Consider the following 14348-nt stretch of genomic DNA (forward strand, 5'->3'; position numbering starts at 1 on the left):
ATTATTTTTTTGCTTCTGCGACTGCATGTTTCACAAAAGCTTCGAGGTCCATTGTTTCTGAATCTTGTTCCCCATATTTTCTTACATTGACCGCGCCATTTTCTGCTTCTTGATCACCGACAACCAGCATGTACGGAATCTTTTGCATTTGCGCTTCTCTAATTTTGTATCCTATTTTTTCATCACGACTGTCTAGTTCTACACGCAGTCCTTCAAGCTGCAAACGTTCTTGCACTTTTTTCGCGTAATCTAGATGGACAGATGGTGAAACCGGGATGACTTGGAATTGTACAGGTGCTAGCCATGTTGGAAGAGCTCCTTTGTATTCTTCAATTAAGAAGGCAACGAAGCGTTCCATTGTGGACACAACTCCTCTATGAATGACAACTGGACGATGGTGTTTTCCATCTTCTCCGATATATGTGAGATCGAAACGCTCTGGAAGTAAGAAGTCTAGCTGTACAGTAGACAAAGTCTCTTCTTTTCCAAGAGCTGTCTTTACTTGGACGTCAAGCTTAGGACCATAAAATGCCGCTTCGCCTTCTGCTTCATAGTAGTCATGTCCAAGCTCGTCCATTGCATCTTTCAGCATAGACTGTGCTTTATTCCACATTGCATCATCGTCAAAATACTTCTCAGTATCTTCTGGATCACGGTAAGATAAGCGGAACGTATAATCATTTAAGCCGAAGTCTTGATACACTTCTTCAATTAGGCGAACTGTACGAATGAATTCGTCTTTGATTTGATCTGGACGAACAAAGATATGGGCATCGTTTAATGTCATCCCACGAACACGCTGAAGGCCGGATAAAGCACCTGACATTTCATAACGGTGCATTGTGCCAAGCTCTGCAATCCGAATTGGCAATTCGCGATAGCTATGCGGCTCGTTTTTGTAAATCATCATATGGTGCGGGCAGTTCATTGGACGGAGAACAAGATCTTCATTGTCCATTTCCATCACAGGGAACATGTCTTCTTGATAATGCGCCCAGTGGCCTGATGTTTTATACAATTCTACACTCGCAAGAACGGGTGTATACACATGCTCATAACCAAGGCGTACTTCTTTATCAACAATATAACGCTCAATGACGCGGCGAATTGTGGCCCCTTTTGGCAGCCAGAGCGGAAGACCTTGGCCCACCTTTTGAGAGTTCGCAAACAGTTTCAATTCTTTGCCTAGTTTACGGTGATCACGCTCTTTTGCTTCTTCAAGCAGACGTAAATGCTCGTTTAATTCTTCTTTACTGAAGAAAGCTGTTCCGTAAATACGCTGAAGCATTTGGTTGTTACTGTCGCCTCTCCAGTAAGCACCTGCAAGGCTTAACAACTTGAATTCTTTGATTTTCCCTGTAGACGGCAAGTGAATACCGCGGCATAGATCGAAGAATTCACCTTGCTCATAAATTGTGACGGCTTCGCCTTCTGGAATTGCTTCTAACAGCTCTAGCTTCAATTCATCACCAATTGCTTCAAAGCGGGCTTTCGCTTCTTCTCTTGAAACTTCAATGCGCTCAATCGGCAAATTGCTGTTAATGATTTTTTTCATTTCTTTTTCAATCTTTGGTAAATCTTCAGGTGTAATCGCTACATCGATATCGACATCATAGTAAAAGCCATTTTCGATGACAGGGCCTACACCAAACTGGACGTGATGCTCTTTTCCATAAATGCGTTTGATTGCCTGTGCAAGCAAATGCGCTGTGCTGTGTCGCATAATATCGAGCGCTTCTTCACTCTTATCTGTGATGATCTCGATTGTTCCACTTTCTAACAGCGGCGTACGCAGATCTATTTCTTTGCCGTTCAATTTACCGGCAAGCGCTTTTTTCTTTAGGCCTGGGCTAATTGATGCCGCGATGTCTTCTGTTGTAGCTGTTTTATCAAACTCCTTGACTGCTCCATCTGGAAATGTAAGTTGAATTTGTTCTGACATCTCTAGTCACTCCTTTTTTTGGCAATATAAAAACCCCGCCCCCTGGAAAGGGACGAGGTTGAATAAACGGAATCGTGGTTCCACCCTTTTTCCCGTATTTGCAGCTTGCTTTGTCAAAAGCAAATACGGCTTGTGGTTCAATAACGGGAATTCCCGTCAGCTATTACTAAACAGTTCACAGCTGATGTTCAAAGGTGGTAAAGCAAATGGTCCTCTGCCAGGAAGCTTTCAGCCACGGCTTCCCTCTCTTTAAGCGGGTGTTCATTTGTTCATGTCCTTATCAATACGGTCTCTGTATGAAGTTACACCGTATTATAAAACGTTTTTTCGTGAAAATCAAGAAAGCTTTTCACTTTTCTTTTCCAAATGACTAGGAACAAATTGAACATGCTGTTCCTGAAACGAATGAGAAGGGAATACCTCAACTCTTTCTTGAAAAATATTTTGAATGGTTTGCACCATCGAGTGACCTGTATCATCTGTAAATAGGTCAATCTTTTGTGGCGCAATGGATACAAGCGGTGCAATCAACTGCGAATCAATATACATTGGATGCTCTCTTACAAACTGTCTGTCTATGTATTGTTTTTGATCACGCTCAGAAGCGTACCGAAATTCCCAAATCATCAGGCGGTCCTGATGCACAACATGTACTTTTTCAAGCTTAGGTTCTCTTGACATCACATAGTCTCGAAGGGATTGAATAAAGTTTTGATATTCTTGTTCCATTTTATATTCTTCGATGGATACTTCAACATAGTTCTTCAGCCTTCTGTCATACGCTGAGAGCCTAAATGTCATAAATGAACCAATGGAAAAAACACCTTTCTGTAAAGAAATCGTCTCAAGCTCTTTTTTTAACAGATCCTCCCTCGGTGGGTCTTGATGAATTCCAGGGATATCATCTAGATCCCCTTTCATGATGCTATGGGCGATTGAAAGAATTTGGTGTTGCTCTTCTGGATCTTTAAATAAGTATGTGTTTTCAAGGATGCTACGCATGCGTTCATTTTCTTTGCATTCCAAAAAAAAGTGAATCAGCAATGTCCGCACAATGTGCTCTATGGCTTCTCCTGATTTCTTCGCTTCTATGAGAAGCCGGTCTTTCCCTTGTTGAATCGAAATGTGATGCCGACTGTCCAAGTGTTCAGCAAGATGTAAAAAAGCGGCGGTATCATATTCATCTTCAAAGATTATTTCAAGCATGTTTGTCCCCCCTAACGACATCTGTTACATATATATGGGGAGAACATAAAAAATAGACGCCTAAAATAAATCAGGCATCTTTCTTTTTAAAATCAGTGGCACTGAGATAAAGATCAAATAAATCAAACAAACAATCGCTAAGGCGGCATAATTTCCGCTTACAAAGCTTGATCCAAGGACATTTAACGCCACAGTACCAGGTATTAACCCTAAAAAAGTCGCTGCCGCAAATGCACGATAATTCGCACGTGAAGCTGCTGCAGCATAACTGACAAAATCAAAGTGAATGGGCGCAATGCGTAATAAGAGGATATAAAGAAATCCATGCTCTTGAATACGGGACGTCACCGCTTTTAGCTTCCGATTGCTTGATTCGGTTTCCTGCTTGTTTGAACGGAAGGTTGAGGCAAGCAGGAAAGATCCTGTTGCACCTGCTGTCGCACCAGCTAAGGCATAAATGGTCCCAAGGACACTGCCGAATGCCAAACCTGCTGCTAGCGAAAAGACGGTGAGAGGGACAAGCACAAATGGACGAAAAAGTGATAAGAAAAGAAAGACAAAGGGAGCTAGCATCCCAAATTGAAGAATCCAATTCTTCACATCTTTCGGCGACAGTTGAAGATGCTGTTTGTTGAGCCACCATAGCACAGTAGCTAGAACGCCAATCACGAGGAAAAGCAGCCATTTTCTTTTATTCATTTCATCCGCTCCCCTTCACGTGACCTATCTTTTTATAAATGACGGCGATTTTCTCCTTCAAGCAGAACTGGTTCAGCTAGGTAGAGAATACGTTCCATTAATCGAGCTGCCTTCACCTCTTCTTTTTCCCCGCGCTGTGAGTACGTAAAGTGATGCTTTAACTCATTCGGTGAGAAATTAGAAGAGAAAAAAGTCGGCAGCTGCTCTGCCATGCGGTATTGCAAGATTGTTCCTAAAAGTTCATCTCGTACCCAGCTTGTCATCGACTCTGCTCCAATATCATCAAGCATTAAAATTGGTGTTGATTTGACCATATTCAGCTTCTCTTCGAGTGTATGATCGGCTAACGAATTTTTTAACTCTCTCACAAATTCAGGCACGTATACAAGGAGAGATGGATACTCTTTTACCGCTAGCTGCTGCGCAATCGCTGCCAGAATAAATGTTTTTCCGACTCCAAACTTTCCATGTAAATAGAGGCCTTTTCCCTTACCTGTTTCATCATAACTTTGCAAGAATTGACCTACTTTTTGAATGACTTCTTGTCTTCCAACCACATTTAAATCAGCAAACGTCGCTTGAAGAACATTCTGCGGAATGTACATACTTTTCATGAGTTCTTGCTGTTTTTTCTGTCTATCAAGCCGCAGTTTGACAGGACAAGGGGAATATTCAATATCAATGCTCTGACCTTTGATCACAAGCTTCGGGTGATACCCGTCTAAAATGACATTTACATTCTCTTCCTCTAAGCAGTAAGAACAGCCCTTTGATTGTTGTACATATTCAAAGAGCCTGTTCAAGCTGCGATTGATCATGTCTTCTTGGATGTCCTCTTGATGCTCCTTTAAAAAAGCTTTTACATCTTCATCAGCTAGGACACTTTCTTTAATCTGATTGTATCTCACGCGAAAATCTACCCGCCCTTTTAGCTGATCAAATGAACGACCGATCGGTTTCATCTCCATCTCACCTCACATTAATGTGCATTGTACTTTTTCATATTATTAAACTGATCTAACAATTTTTCTTTTTCTCGTTCGAGGTCCTCTGTAGACAAGTTATCTGTCTGTTCTTTTGGCTGTTCTTTCGTTTCAGCTTCCTTCATCCAGTCAGGCAGTTTCTCCTCGCGGATCACTTTTCCTGATCCATATGATTGACGCTTATTTTTTTGCTGCGCCCATTCTGTCATTTGCCTATTCTCTTCTTTGGCAATTTTCATAGCAGCTGCCACTGTTTTGATTTTCTTTCGCACCCAGTGGGCGGCGATTTTCTGCATATATGTTTTGGACAGTTTCATATCGGTTTTTAGCAGTGTATAGTAGATCAGGACATTCATGACCCCAGGCTCTAGCTGCTGCTCAAGCATAATATCTTCAACAATTCTTAAGTCTGCATACGTCGGCTCAATGCCATCTGCCATATCTTTTAGAAGCTCTCTAGGCGAAATATGATCAAGCTTTTCAATCAATTTCGCATCAGGCGCATCTGCACCTGAATTCTGCGTGACATTGTGACGTAAATGCCTTGGCTGTTTTTGATCAATCAGCTTCGGCTGTTCACCTCTGTATTCAATTTGATACCAGTCTCTCGCTGCTTTTCGCAGATCCTCAGTTGATATCATCTGATCTGAACCACAGGCACCTGCGACAATATTTTGCATTTGCAGCGGGGTGATGCCATAGACGACCGCTAACTTCTTAATTGTCTCTTTCACTTGCTTTGTCAAAGCTTTTCTCGGAATCATCATGTCCGACATACCTGCTAACAATAAATCAAAATCAAAAGATTCATCTGAAAGCGGTGCAGGCTGACTTGAGCCAACTGTCACATATTCGTAGCCCTCGTCAAGCGATGACGCCTGATTGATTTCCTCTGTCATCTTGCGCTCTCCTGGCTGCAAGACGTGAAACACTTCTTCAAACGATCGGGAGATGTTCTTTGCATCAGCAGGAACTCCTGGATAAGAAAAATAATCACGAAGCTGCATATATTTAGCTTTCTCTACCCGATGATACAAAAGGACATTCAGCATACCGTCTTGGAAAAATTCATCCGGTCTCAGCGGCGGCACGAGCTCATATGTAAACAGTCTGCCTTCTTCCGTTTCCTGTTCATATGTGCGGAGTAATCCGATCGCTTCAAGCTTTAAGCGCTCCTCAAAAATATCATTTAAATTCGTTTGCAGCATCACCATCAGCTGACGGTGAGGTGCGGGTTTCCCCCACATTCGATTTTGTTCCAGCTCTCCCCACAGCGTCATGTATAAACTGAAAGCGGACATGCCAATAAGCGGCTGATATAAAAGAGTAATAAGCTGTCTATCGATGTCACCGAGCAATGAAGCGCTTTTGACGACATACGGATCGACGGCTAGCACTTCCTTCCAATGCTCTGTCATATGCTGATCCTCCCTTAATACGGTTGTCTTCATTGTACACTCTTTTTGCGTTTTACGCTTTACGCAGGAAAAAGAGCATGAAGAATCTTCAGCTCTTTTTTAGCGTTCTTTCTTTAATAAATCTTTTAATTCATCAATAAATACATTGATATCTTTAAACTGACGGTAAACCGAGGCAAACCTGACGTAAGACACTTCATCAATTTTCGCCAGCTCGTCCATCACCATTTCCCCTACAAGCTCGCTTTTCACCTCTGACATGCCTTGGTTACGCAATTCCTTCTCGATGTTAAAGCAGACATCCTCGAGCTGTTTTAAAGCGACAGGACGTTTTTCACATGCTTTGATGAGGCCTCTCAGCATCTTTTCCCGGCTGAATTCTTCTCGAATTCCTTCTTTTTTCACCACAATCAATGGCAATTCTTCTAATTTTTCAAACGTCGTGAAGCGATATTGACAGCTTTCACACTCTCTTCTCCGACGGATGGACTTCCCTTCATCTACTGGTCTTGAATCAAGCACCCTTGTGCCAAGGTGCTGACATGTGGGACATTTCATTTCATCAGCTCCGATCTCTTCTTGGAAGTTGTTTGTCTAGTTCTTTATAAAGGGACAAAACAGCCTTTTGACTGTAGCCAAAGTCTGTTGGCAGTGCTGTTTCTGTTGTCACATTAAAATCGACAGCTGTTTCAAAAGGACGAATTGAAATGACAGTCGCCACGAGAAAAGCTTTTTTCGGCGTTCGTATGTTTGCGCTGATTTCACCTCGTTCTGCTGAAACAGATGTCACTTGATAGGAATCGTTTCTTGAAAGAACGGCTTCTACCGCTTGGAAAACTTGAGTTTGTGTCGATTTGTAGTAATGGCTTTTCAGCTCTGACACTGGATGATGGTCAGATGTTTCTGTATGATTTGAAATGAATCGTTTGAGCTTTTGTCCTAAAGTCATACACGTATCCCCTTTGTCATAAACCCTCTTCTTTATTTTATAAAAAAAACCTTTGTTTTCCTAGAACAAAAGTATAGACAGGTTGGATCATGCTGGATGTCGTGTATGGAACAAATATAAAAAGGAGCATAACACAAAGGCATTTAATGCTTTTGGCCAGCTCCCATTGCAATCTTTTTTATGTTTACAGTGCTTTGGCTTGCGCCTGTTTCACTTGTACAGGTCCCATGCCTCGAGGAATTTCGATGTTTTCTCTTGTTTCAGCACCTAGTTCATCTCCGATATGATCTGCTGCAATATTCGGATCTAGATCGCCGCAAGTATAAACATCTATGCTCGCATAACCATGTTCAGGAAAGCTGTGAATTGTCAGATGAGATTCAGAAATAATGACAACTCCACTTACTCCTTGAGGTGCAAATTTGTGAAAAGCAACCTCTCTTACTTCAGCTCCTGATTTCAAAGCTGCATTTACAAACGTTTTTTCAATAAAATCCATGTCGTTCAGTTTATCACAGTCGCATCCCCATAACTCGGAGATAACGTGACGTCCGATTGTTTCCATCATGGACCCCCCTTAAACAAGAATGAAAGAGTGAAGTTCTAAGCAGCCGGACCGGACATATACCACGGGGGAAAGTTAGTCCAAAGAGGTCCTAACCCTTTAAGTATACCCGAATGAGTCTGCGAACAAGAAGTTCACGAAAAATAGTATACTTTGTTTAGACCCATTTTGCAAGCTGTGTTTTTAGTGGGATTTTCTCTCATTTCTTGAAAAGGGACGTTCAGTCTTCTTCATTTCAAACAGCTGAAAGCTCTTTCATCTGGGAACCAACAAACTTTACAAGATCAACCACTCTGCAAGAATAGCCCCATTCATTGTCATACCATGCAAGAACTTTTACTTTTCTGCCTTCCATCACCATCGTTGTAAGTCCATCAACGACAGCAGAATAAGGGTTTGTGTTAAAGTCTGTGGAGACAAGTGGTTCTTCGGTGTAATCTAATATGCCAGCAAGAGATGTTTTTGAAGCCGTTGCAAAGGCAGCATTGACCTCTTCTGCTGTCACATCTTTTTTCAAGTCGACCACAAGATCAACCATCGATACATTAGAAACTGGCACGCGAAGTGCAAGTCCATGTAATTTCCCTTTCATGTGCGGCAGCACTAAAGAAAGCGCTTTAGCGGCACCCGTCGTCGTTGGAATGATGGACTGGGCACATGCTCTTGCCCGGCGCAAATCCTTGTGGGGGTTGTCGATATTTTTTTGATCATTTGTATAAGCATGAACCGTTGTCATTAAGCCGTTGTCGATGCCAAATTCATCATCTAACAATTTGACAACTGGCGCTAAACAGTTTGTTGTACAAGATGCGTTTGAAATAACGACGTGCTTTTCAGGATCAAGATCATCCTCATTGACACCCATTACAATTGTAACGTCTTCATTTTTACCTGGAGCTGTAAGTACGACCTTTTTCGCTCCGGCATCTATATGGCCCATCGCTTGATCTTTTGAATTAAATTTCCCTGTTGCTTCGATCACGATATCAATCCCAAGCTCTCCCCATGGGAGCTGCTTTGGGTCTCTATTATTGAGCAAAAGCACTCTTTTGCCATTGACAATCAACGCGTCATCTTCTGCTGTCACATCGCATTCGTAACGTCCATGATTTGTGTCATATTTAATTAAATGTGCTAGCGTTTCGGCAGGATAGCTTGCGTTCACCGCTACAATTTGAATTTGATCATCAAGCATTGCTTTTCTGAAGACCATGCGTCCAATTCTGCCAAACCCATTGATCGCTGCTTTTACCTTCATGAACAGGTCACTCCTCTATTATGTGTTATACTCAATAAATTTATTTATGAAATTAGTATATCACATTAGAATGTAATTGCCAGTATATAAACGTATATTTTCAAAAAAGGGCTGTTCTTTGCAATGAAATTGACGAAAAAAGCATAAAAAAAGAAGAGTACTGTATGTACTCTTACTTATCTGTATGTTCCCATTCGTTTAATATGTTCTCTAATTGCTTTCTAATAAAAGCAAGATCTTTTGTGTTTTCTATCACGCGGTCTGCTTTTTGGCATTTTTCCTCAAGAGGCTGCTGGGAGTGAATGCGATTCAGTGCTTCTTCCTCGCTCAGGTCGTTTCGATTCATGAGCCGCGACAGCTGCAATTCAGGCGTCGTGTACACAACGATGATGCGGTCGACTAGCCCTTCCAGCTTGCTCTCGAATAGGAGCGGGATATCAAGCACAACAAATGTTTCATTGTTGCTCACCCCTTCATCACGCTGCTCGAGCATTTCCTTTCTGACTTCAGGATGAACGATGGCATTGAGCTTTTTTCTTTTCTCTTCATCAGAAAAAATGATCGCTCCAAGCTGCTGCCGGTTCAGTTCACCATTTGGCAGAAGAACCTCTTCACCAAAAGTTTGAACGATTTGATGAAGGGCAGCCGATCCTTTAGAAACCGCTTCTTTTGCAATGATATCAGCATCCACCACCCGAATGCCTTTCTCTTTTATCATCTGCGAGACTGTGCTTTTTCCGCTAGCAATCCCGCCTGTTAATCCAATGACGAGCGTCAATTCGTTTCCTCCTTTACAGCTTCCACACCCCAATTAAAATGAGCAACAGCCCTGGTAAGCATGCGAGTTTATCGATCCAGCGCCAATTGGCCAAATAATGACCTGCACGCAGTCCGATGCATACAAAAAGAGAACTCATCACAGCGACCGTGATGCTCATGACAATTGGAGAAAAACCAAGAATCGCGGCACCAATCCCTGCACCAAATGCATCGATGGATAAAGCAATTCCAAGAAGCACCGCTTCCATTCCATTAATGGTGCCAGAGCGGTCAATATCTGCACTTGTAGGCTTTCGTAAAATATGAATGACAAGCCCAAGAGACTGCACTTCTACATTGAGAAGTGTTTTTTCATGAAGGAGCAAATCACGCTCTTTCGCTGGTTTATAAAATTGATACAGAACCCAAAGTCCGATGGCAATTAAAATGCCTCCACCCAGTTTATCTGTCACTGAGACAGGGAGGAATGTCGTGAGCAGGCTGCCAATCAGCATGGAAATGAGCAACACAATTCCTGAACAGCAAGCAATAATAACGATGGCTTTAAATGGAATCCTCATCTTGCGAAGACCATACGTAAAACCTACAGAAAAGCTGTCAATGCTGACGGCAATAGCTAAAAACAGAAGCGAAAACGAAATCATACCTGTACTCTTCCTTTCTGTTCATGCAACGATGATCAAGAGTCTCTAGGCGTCCTTAGACTCTTCTTCACTATATGAAGAGTAGGTGGGCTGTGTGTCAGTCTACACCTTGCTGAAAAAAGAATGTTTTTTATCGTATGCATGGCAAAAAGGAAGCATGCTGACGGCTTACCTTTATGAAGGGCGTTTTTGGCAGATCACACAAAAATGAGTGCCGCGCCCTCCCACCACTGTTTTCTCTATAATACTGCCGCACGTCTGGCAAGGTTCTCCCCGCCGGTCATATACAAGAAGCTGTAATTGAAAAGTCCCAATATCACCTTGTGAATTGATGTAGGAGCGAATGGTGCTACCTCCTGCATCAACAGCCACTTGAAGCGTGTCAATAATATGTTTGTGGAGCACCTTGCAAGATGCAAGACTTAGCTGATTCGCTTTTGTTTCTGGATGAATACCTGATTTAAACAGCACTTCATCTACATAAATATTACCAAGGCCAACCACGATTTTTTGATCAAGTAAAGCCGTTTTGACTACGCGGGAGGTTTTCTTTAATTGCTCCCATAAATAGTCTGGTGTAAATGAATCTGAAAAAGGTTCATACCCCAGCTGTGATAGTGGAAGTTCTTTTTCTTCTTCGCCTGGCTGAAATAGGTGCATCGTCCCAAATTTACGGACATCATGATACCGAAGTTCGGTGCCATCTGTGAACGTAAAGACGACGTGTACATGTTTATCATAAGGCTCACCAGTTTCATGTACACGGTATTTCCCTTCCATTCTTAAATGGGAGACCATCACATAGTGGTCTAAATGAAAGAGTAGAAACTTCCCTCTTCTTTCAATGGTTTGAATGGTTTCTCCTACCATCCTTCTAGCGAACTCTTCCGGTTCCCCAGGACGTTTGATGATATTTGGCCATTTGATATCGACCGTTTCAATCGTTTTTCCTTTGACTAACCGCTGAAGAGTGCGCCGGACGGTCTCAACCTCTGGTAATTCCGGCATGCTCCTCGCTCCTTTTTCTCTCTTTATTCTTTATTTTGCGTCGTACCAAGATGGGCCTGAAGCAAAATCGACTTTTAGCGGCACATCGAGCTGAAGTGCGCTTTCCATGACTTCAGGGACGATTTTTTCTAATATGGCGATTTCTTCTTTTGGCGCTTCAAAGATCAGTTCATCGTGCACTTGCAATAACAGATTTGCCTGCAGATTCTCTTCTTTTAACTTTCGCGCCATATCAATCATCGCTTTTTTGATGATATCGGCAGCACTGCCTTGGATCGGTGTGTTCATTGCCGTTCTTTCCGCAAAGCTTTTCACATTAAAATTACGGCTTGTGATATCTGGGATATATCGTCTGCGTTTAAGAAGCGTGGTCACATACCCTTTTTGTTTTGCTTCCTGCACGATGTCCTCCATATAGGTTTTCACGCCTTTAAAGCTTGTTAAATAACGTTCAATGAAGGCCGCTGCTTCTTTTCTTGTAATCCCAAGGTTTTGAGACAGTCCATAATCACTAATTCCATATACGATTCCGAAGTTGACAGCTTTTGCCTGTCTTCTCATAGAGGAAGTCACTTCTTCTTCTGAGACATGGAACACATCCATGGCTGTTTTCGTGTGAATATCCATATCTTGCGTAAAGGCTTCAATCAAGTTCTCATCTTGAGAAATGTGCGCGAGTACACGCAGCTCAATTTGAGAATAGTCAGCTGCAAACATGAGCCAGCCTTCTTTTGACGGAACGAACGCTTGACGAATTTTCCGGCCTTCTTCTAAACGAATCGGGATGTTTTGAAGGTTTGGGTCTGTTGAGCTTAGTCTTCCTGTTTGTGTAAGTGCCTGATTAAATCTTGTGTGCACTTTATGCGTATCTTTGCGTGTCACTTTCATTAAGCCTTCCACATAAGTGGATTGCAGCTTTCCTATTTGACGGTAATGCAGAATGGACCGAATAATTTCGTGCTTGTCTTCAAGCTTTTCAAGGACATCCGCAGACGTAGAGTAGCCTGTTTTGGTCTTTTTGATAACCGGCAATCCTAATTTTTCAAATAAAATCACACCAAGTTGCTTCGGTGAATTAATGTTAAATGTTTCTCCTGCTAACCGATGAATGGTTTCTTCATATTCCTTCAGCTTCTTCGTGAGTTCTTCACCCATTTTCTGAAGACGTTCAACATCCACTTTTACCCCAAGAGATTCCATTTCACCTAAGATGAGGGCAAGTGGCAACTCTAAATCTTCATACAGCTCATGCTGATCATTCTTTTCTAACGCTTCAAGGGTCAAATCATGCAGCGCAGAGATCGCTGCTGCTTTTCTTCCAAGATGGTCTTTTAGCTCTTCTTCAGGTGGAATCGCCTGTTTCGCTCCTTTTCCGTAAACTTTTTCATCGGAAAGGGCAATATTCAGGCCATATTCCTTCGCCACACTTGCAACGTCCTCATAGGATTTCTGCGGATTGACCACATAGGAAGCGAGCAGGACATCGTTATCGACACCTTTTAGATCAACATCATGCCATCTGAGCGCAACAACCGCTCTTTTGGAATCAAAGACCCATTTCTTCTTCGTTTCATCCTGTACCCATTGTTTAAACACTTCAGATTGCAGAGCATCTTCTTTTGTCATAAAAAATGCACCGTTCTCATTATGGATCGCAAACCCTATCAAATCGGCTTCGTGATAATTGTCTCCTAGCTGTTCTACCACAAGTGCAGCGTGATCTGTCAGCATGTCCTCCGTGACATCTGTCATTTTCTTTACGTCTAGTTCGTCTATTTCTACTGGTTCATCTGATTCTGGCGCTTCTCCTAAACGCTCTAGCAGCGTTTGAAAGCCCAGTTCTTTATAAAGCGAGATGACCTGCTCCATGTGAGGACCTTCATAGGCGAGCTCTTTGCTTGACACATCTATTGGTGCTTCTACGAGAATCGTCGCCAGCTTTTTACTCATCACCGCTTGTTCTTTATATTCTTCAAGCTTTTCTTTTAGCTTTTTCCCGCTGACTTCGTCAATATGATCAAGCAGATTTTCAACCGTTTCAAACTGCTTTAGTAATTTAATCGCTGTTTTTTCACCGACACCAGGCACGCCAGGGATATTGTCTGATGAGTCTCCCATCAGCCCTTTCATGTCGATGATTTGATCTGGTCTGAGGCCGTATTTCTCTTCAATATGGGCCGGTGTGTAATATTCTACTTCTGTGATGCCTTTTTTCGTAATGGCTACTGTTGTATGGTCTGTTGATAGCTGCGTTAAGTCTTTATCTCCTGAGAAGATTTTGACCTCAAAGCCGTCCTTTTCTGCCTCTACAGCCAGTGTGCCGATAATGTCATCCGCCTCGTATTGCGGAAGCTCGTACCTTTTCACTTGATAAGCATCTAATAGCTCACGGATGAACGGCATTTGTTCTGATAGTTCTGGCGGAGTTTTTTGTCTTCCGCCTTTATATTCCTTAAAGGTCTCGTGACGGAAGGTGGTTTTACCCGCATCAAATGCTACGAGCATATGAGTCGGCTTCTCGTCTTCAAGCATCTTCATTAAGATCATCGCAAAGCCATAAATGGCATTTGTATGTACGCCTTTATCATTGGATAATAGCGGCAAAGCAAAAAAGGCTCGATAAGCGAGACTGTTTCCATCCACAAGTACTAATTTCTTTTGATCTGTCATCTTTTAATCCTCCATCGACTGAGCCGGCTCAGCCGTCTCTTTCGCACATTGTATGTTCATTTTATCAAAGTTTATTTTGAAAAGAAAATAGACGAGCCTGCATAAAAAAGGGACGAAAACAACAAGTGTTTTCGTCCTTCCAAAATTGGCTCCTTGGATGAAGGGGTTCCTATTCATCCTACCAATGATTGATTAACAAAACATGAATTCATTGTAAAGATCATGT

At 42.3% G+C, this 14348-nt stretch carries 13 protein-coding genes and 1 other annotated feature; all 13 genes read right to left on the reverse strand.

Annotated features, from left to right (window positions below; all coding sequences use genetic code 11):
- Position 1: 1 nt before the first annotated feature.
- Complete coding sequence (gene thrS / locus NSQ17_RS13565; protein ID WP_007501674.1) at positions 2–1942, reverse strand: threonine--tRNA ligase; 1941 nt, start codon at positions 1940–1942, stop codon at positions 2–4.
- A gap of 45 nt (positions 1943–1987) precedes the next feature.
- Positions 1988–2235 (reverse strand) — a binding site (T-box leader).
- Between the two features lie 43 nt (positions 2236–2278).
- Positions 2279–3148 (reverse strand): putative sporulation protein YtxC, encoded by an 870-nt coding sequence (ytxC, locus tag NSQ17_RS13570; protein ID WP_039168873.1) that lies wholly within the window; start codon positions 3146–3148, stop codon positions 2279–2281.
- Positions 3149–3208: 60 nt separating this feature from the next.
- Positions 3209–3847 (reverse strand): TVP38/TMEM64 family protein, encoded by a 639-nt coding sequence (locus NSQ17_RS13575; RefSeq protein WP_335364480.1) that lies wholly within the window; start codon positions 3845–3847, stop codon positions 3209–3211.
- Between the two features lie 32 nt (positions 3848–3879).
- A complete protein-coding gene (gene dnaI / locus NSQ17_RS13580; protein WP_008346034.1) occupies positions 3880–4809 on the reverse strand; it encodes a primosomal protein DnaI in 930 nt (309 codons plus the stop codon).
- A gap of 17 nt (positions 4810–4826) precedes the next feature.
- Positions 4827–6248: a replication initiation and membrane attachment family protein gene (locus NSQ17_RS13585; RefSeq protein WP_017367826.1), complete on the reverse strand. Its 1422-nt coding sequence runs from the start codon at positions 6246–6248 to the stop codon at positions 4827–4829.
- A gap of 99 nt (positions 6249–6347) precedes the next feature.
- Positions 6348–6806, reverse strand: a complete 459-nt coding sequence (nrdR, locus tag NSQ17_RS13590) for a transcriptional regulator NrdR (RefSeq protein ID WP_003216720.1) — start codon at positions 6804–6806, stop codon at positions 6348–6350.
- A 4-nt stretch (positions 6807–6810) separates the two neighbouring features.
- Complete coding sequence (locus NSQ17_RS13595) at positions 6811–7197, reverse strand: hypothetical protein (protein WP_017358264.1); 387 nt, start codon at positions 7195–7197, stop codon at positions 6811–6813.
- A 184-nt stretch (positions 7198–7381) separates the two neighbouring features.
- Entirely contained in the window at positions 7382–7762 is a 381-nt protein-coding gene (gene speD, locus NSQ17_RS13600; RefSeq protein ID WP_003216492.1) for an adenosylmethionine decarboxylase, read from the reverse strand.
- Between the two features lie 235 nt (positions 7763–7997).
- A complete protein-coding gene (locus NSQ17_RS13605) occupies positions 7998–9020 on the reverse strand; it encodes a glyceraldehyde-3-phosphate dehydrogenase (RefSeq protein WP_017367827.1) in 1023 nt (340 codons plus the stop codon).
- 172 nt (positions 9021–9192) lie between these two features.
- Positions 9193–9798, reverse strand: a complete 606-nt coding sequence (gene coaE / locus NSQ17_RS13610; RefSeq protein ID WP_024718656.1) for a dephospho-CoA kinase — start codon at positions 9796–9798, stop codon at positions 9193–9195.
- A gap of 13 nt (positions 9799–9811) precedes the next feature.
- Entirely contained in the window at positions 9812–10444 is a 633-nt protein-coding gene (ytaF, locus tag NSQ17_RS13615) for a sporulation membrane protein YtaF (protein WP_007501684.1), read from the reverse strand.
- A 174-nt stretch (positions 10445–10618) separates the two neighbouring features.
- Positions 10619–11452 carry a DNA-formamidopyrimidine glycosylase gene (gene mutM, locus NSQ17_RS13620; RefSeq protein WP_342467522.1) on the reverse strand — a complete coding sequence of 278 codons (834 nt, stop codon included), beginning with the start codon at positions 11450–11452 and terminating at the stop codon, positions 10619–10621.
- A 30-nt stretch (positions 11453–11482) separates the two neighbouring features.
- On the reverse strand, positions 11483–14122 hold the full coding sequence (gene polA, locus NSQ17_RS13625; protein ID WP_342467523.1) for a DNA polymerase I: 2640 nt from the start codon (positions 14120–14122) through the stop codon (positions 11483–11485).
- Positions 14123–14348: the final 226 nt, after the last annotated feature.

The organism is Bacillus sp. FSL W8-0629 (genome assembly GCF_038593225.1).
GTDB lineage: Bacteria > Bacillota > Bacilli > Bacillales > Bacillaceae > Bacillus > Bacillus altitudinis.

Coding starts and splice junctions, on each gene's coding strand:
- polA (WP_342467523.1), bottom strand. CDS start 14,122: ATGACAGATCAAAAGAAATTAGTACTTGTGGATGGAAACAGTCTCGCT.
- NSQ17_RS13575 (WP_335364480.1), bottom strand. CDS start 3,847: ATGAATAAAAGAAAATGGCTGCTTTTCCTCGTGATTGGCGTTCTAGCT.
- ytaF (WP_007501684.1), bottom strand. CDS start 10,444: ATGATTTCGTTTTCGCTTCTGTTTTTAGCTATTGCCGTCAGCATTGAC.
- NSQ17_RS13605 (WP_017367827.1), bottom strand. CDS start 9,020: ATGAAGGTAAAAGCAGCGATCAATGGGTTTGGCAGAATTGGACGCATG.
- dnaI (WP_008346034.1), bottom strand. CDS start 4,809: ATGAAACCGATCGGTCGTTCATTTGATCAGCTAAAAGGGCGGGTAGAT.
- NSQ17_RS13595 (WP_017358264.1), bottom strand. CDS start 7,197: ATGACTTTAGGACAAAAGCTCAAACGATTCATTTCAAATCATACAGAA.
- speD (WP_003216492.1), bottom strand. CDS start 7,762: ATGGAAACAATCGGACGTCACGTTATCTCCGAGTTATGGGGATGCGAC.
- thrS (WP_007501674.1), bottom strand. CDS start 1,942: ATGTCAGAACAAATTCAACTTACATTTCCAGATGGAGCAGTCAAGGAG.
- ytxC (WP_039168873.1), bottom strand. CDS start 3,148: ATGCTTGAAATAATCTTTGAAGATGAATATGATACCGCCGCTTTTTTA.
- nrdR (WP_003216720.1), bottom strand. CDS start 6,806: ATGAAATGTCCCACATGTCAGCACCTTGGCACAAGGGTGCTTGATTCA.
- mutM (WP_342467522.1), bottom strand. CDS start 11,452: ATGCCGGAATTACCAGAGGTTGAGACCGTCCGGCGCACTCTTCAGCGG.
- NSQ17_RS13585 (WP_017367826.1), bottom strand. CDS start 6,248: ATGACAGAGCATTGGAAGGAAGTGCTAGCCGTCGATCCGTATGTCGTC.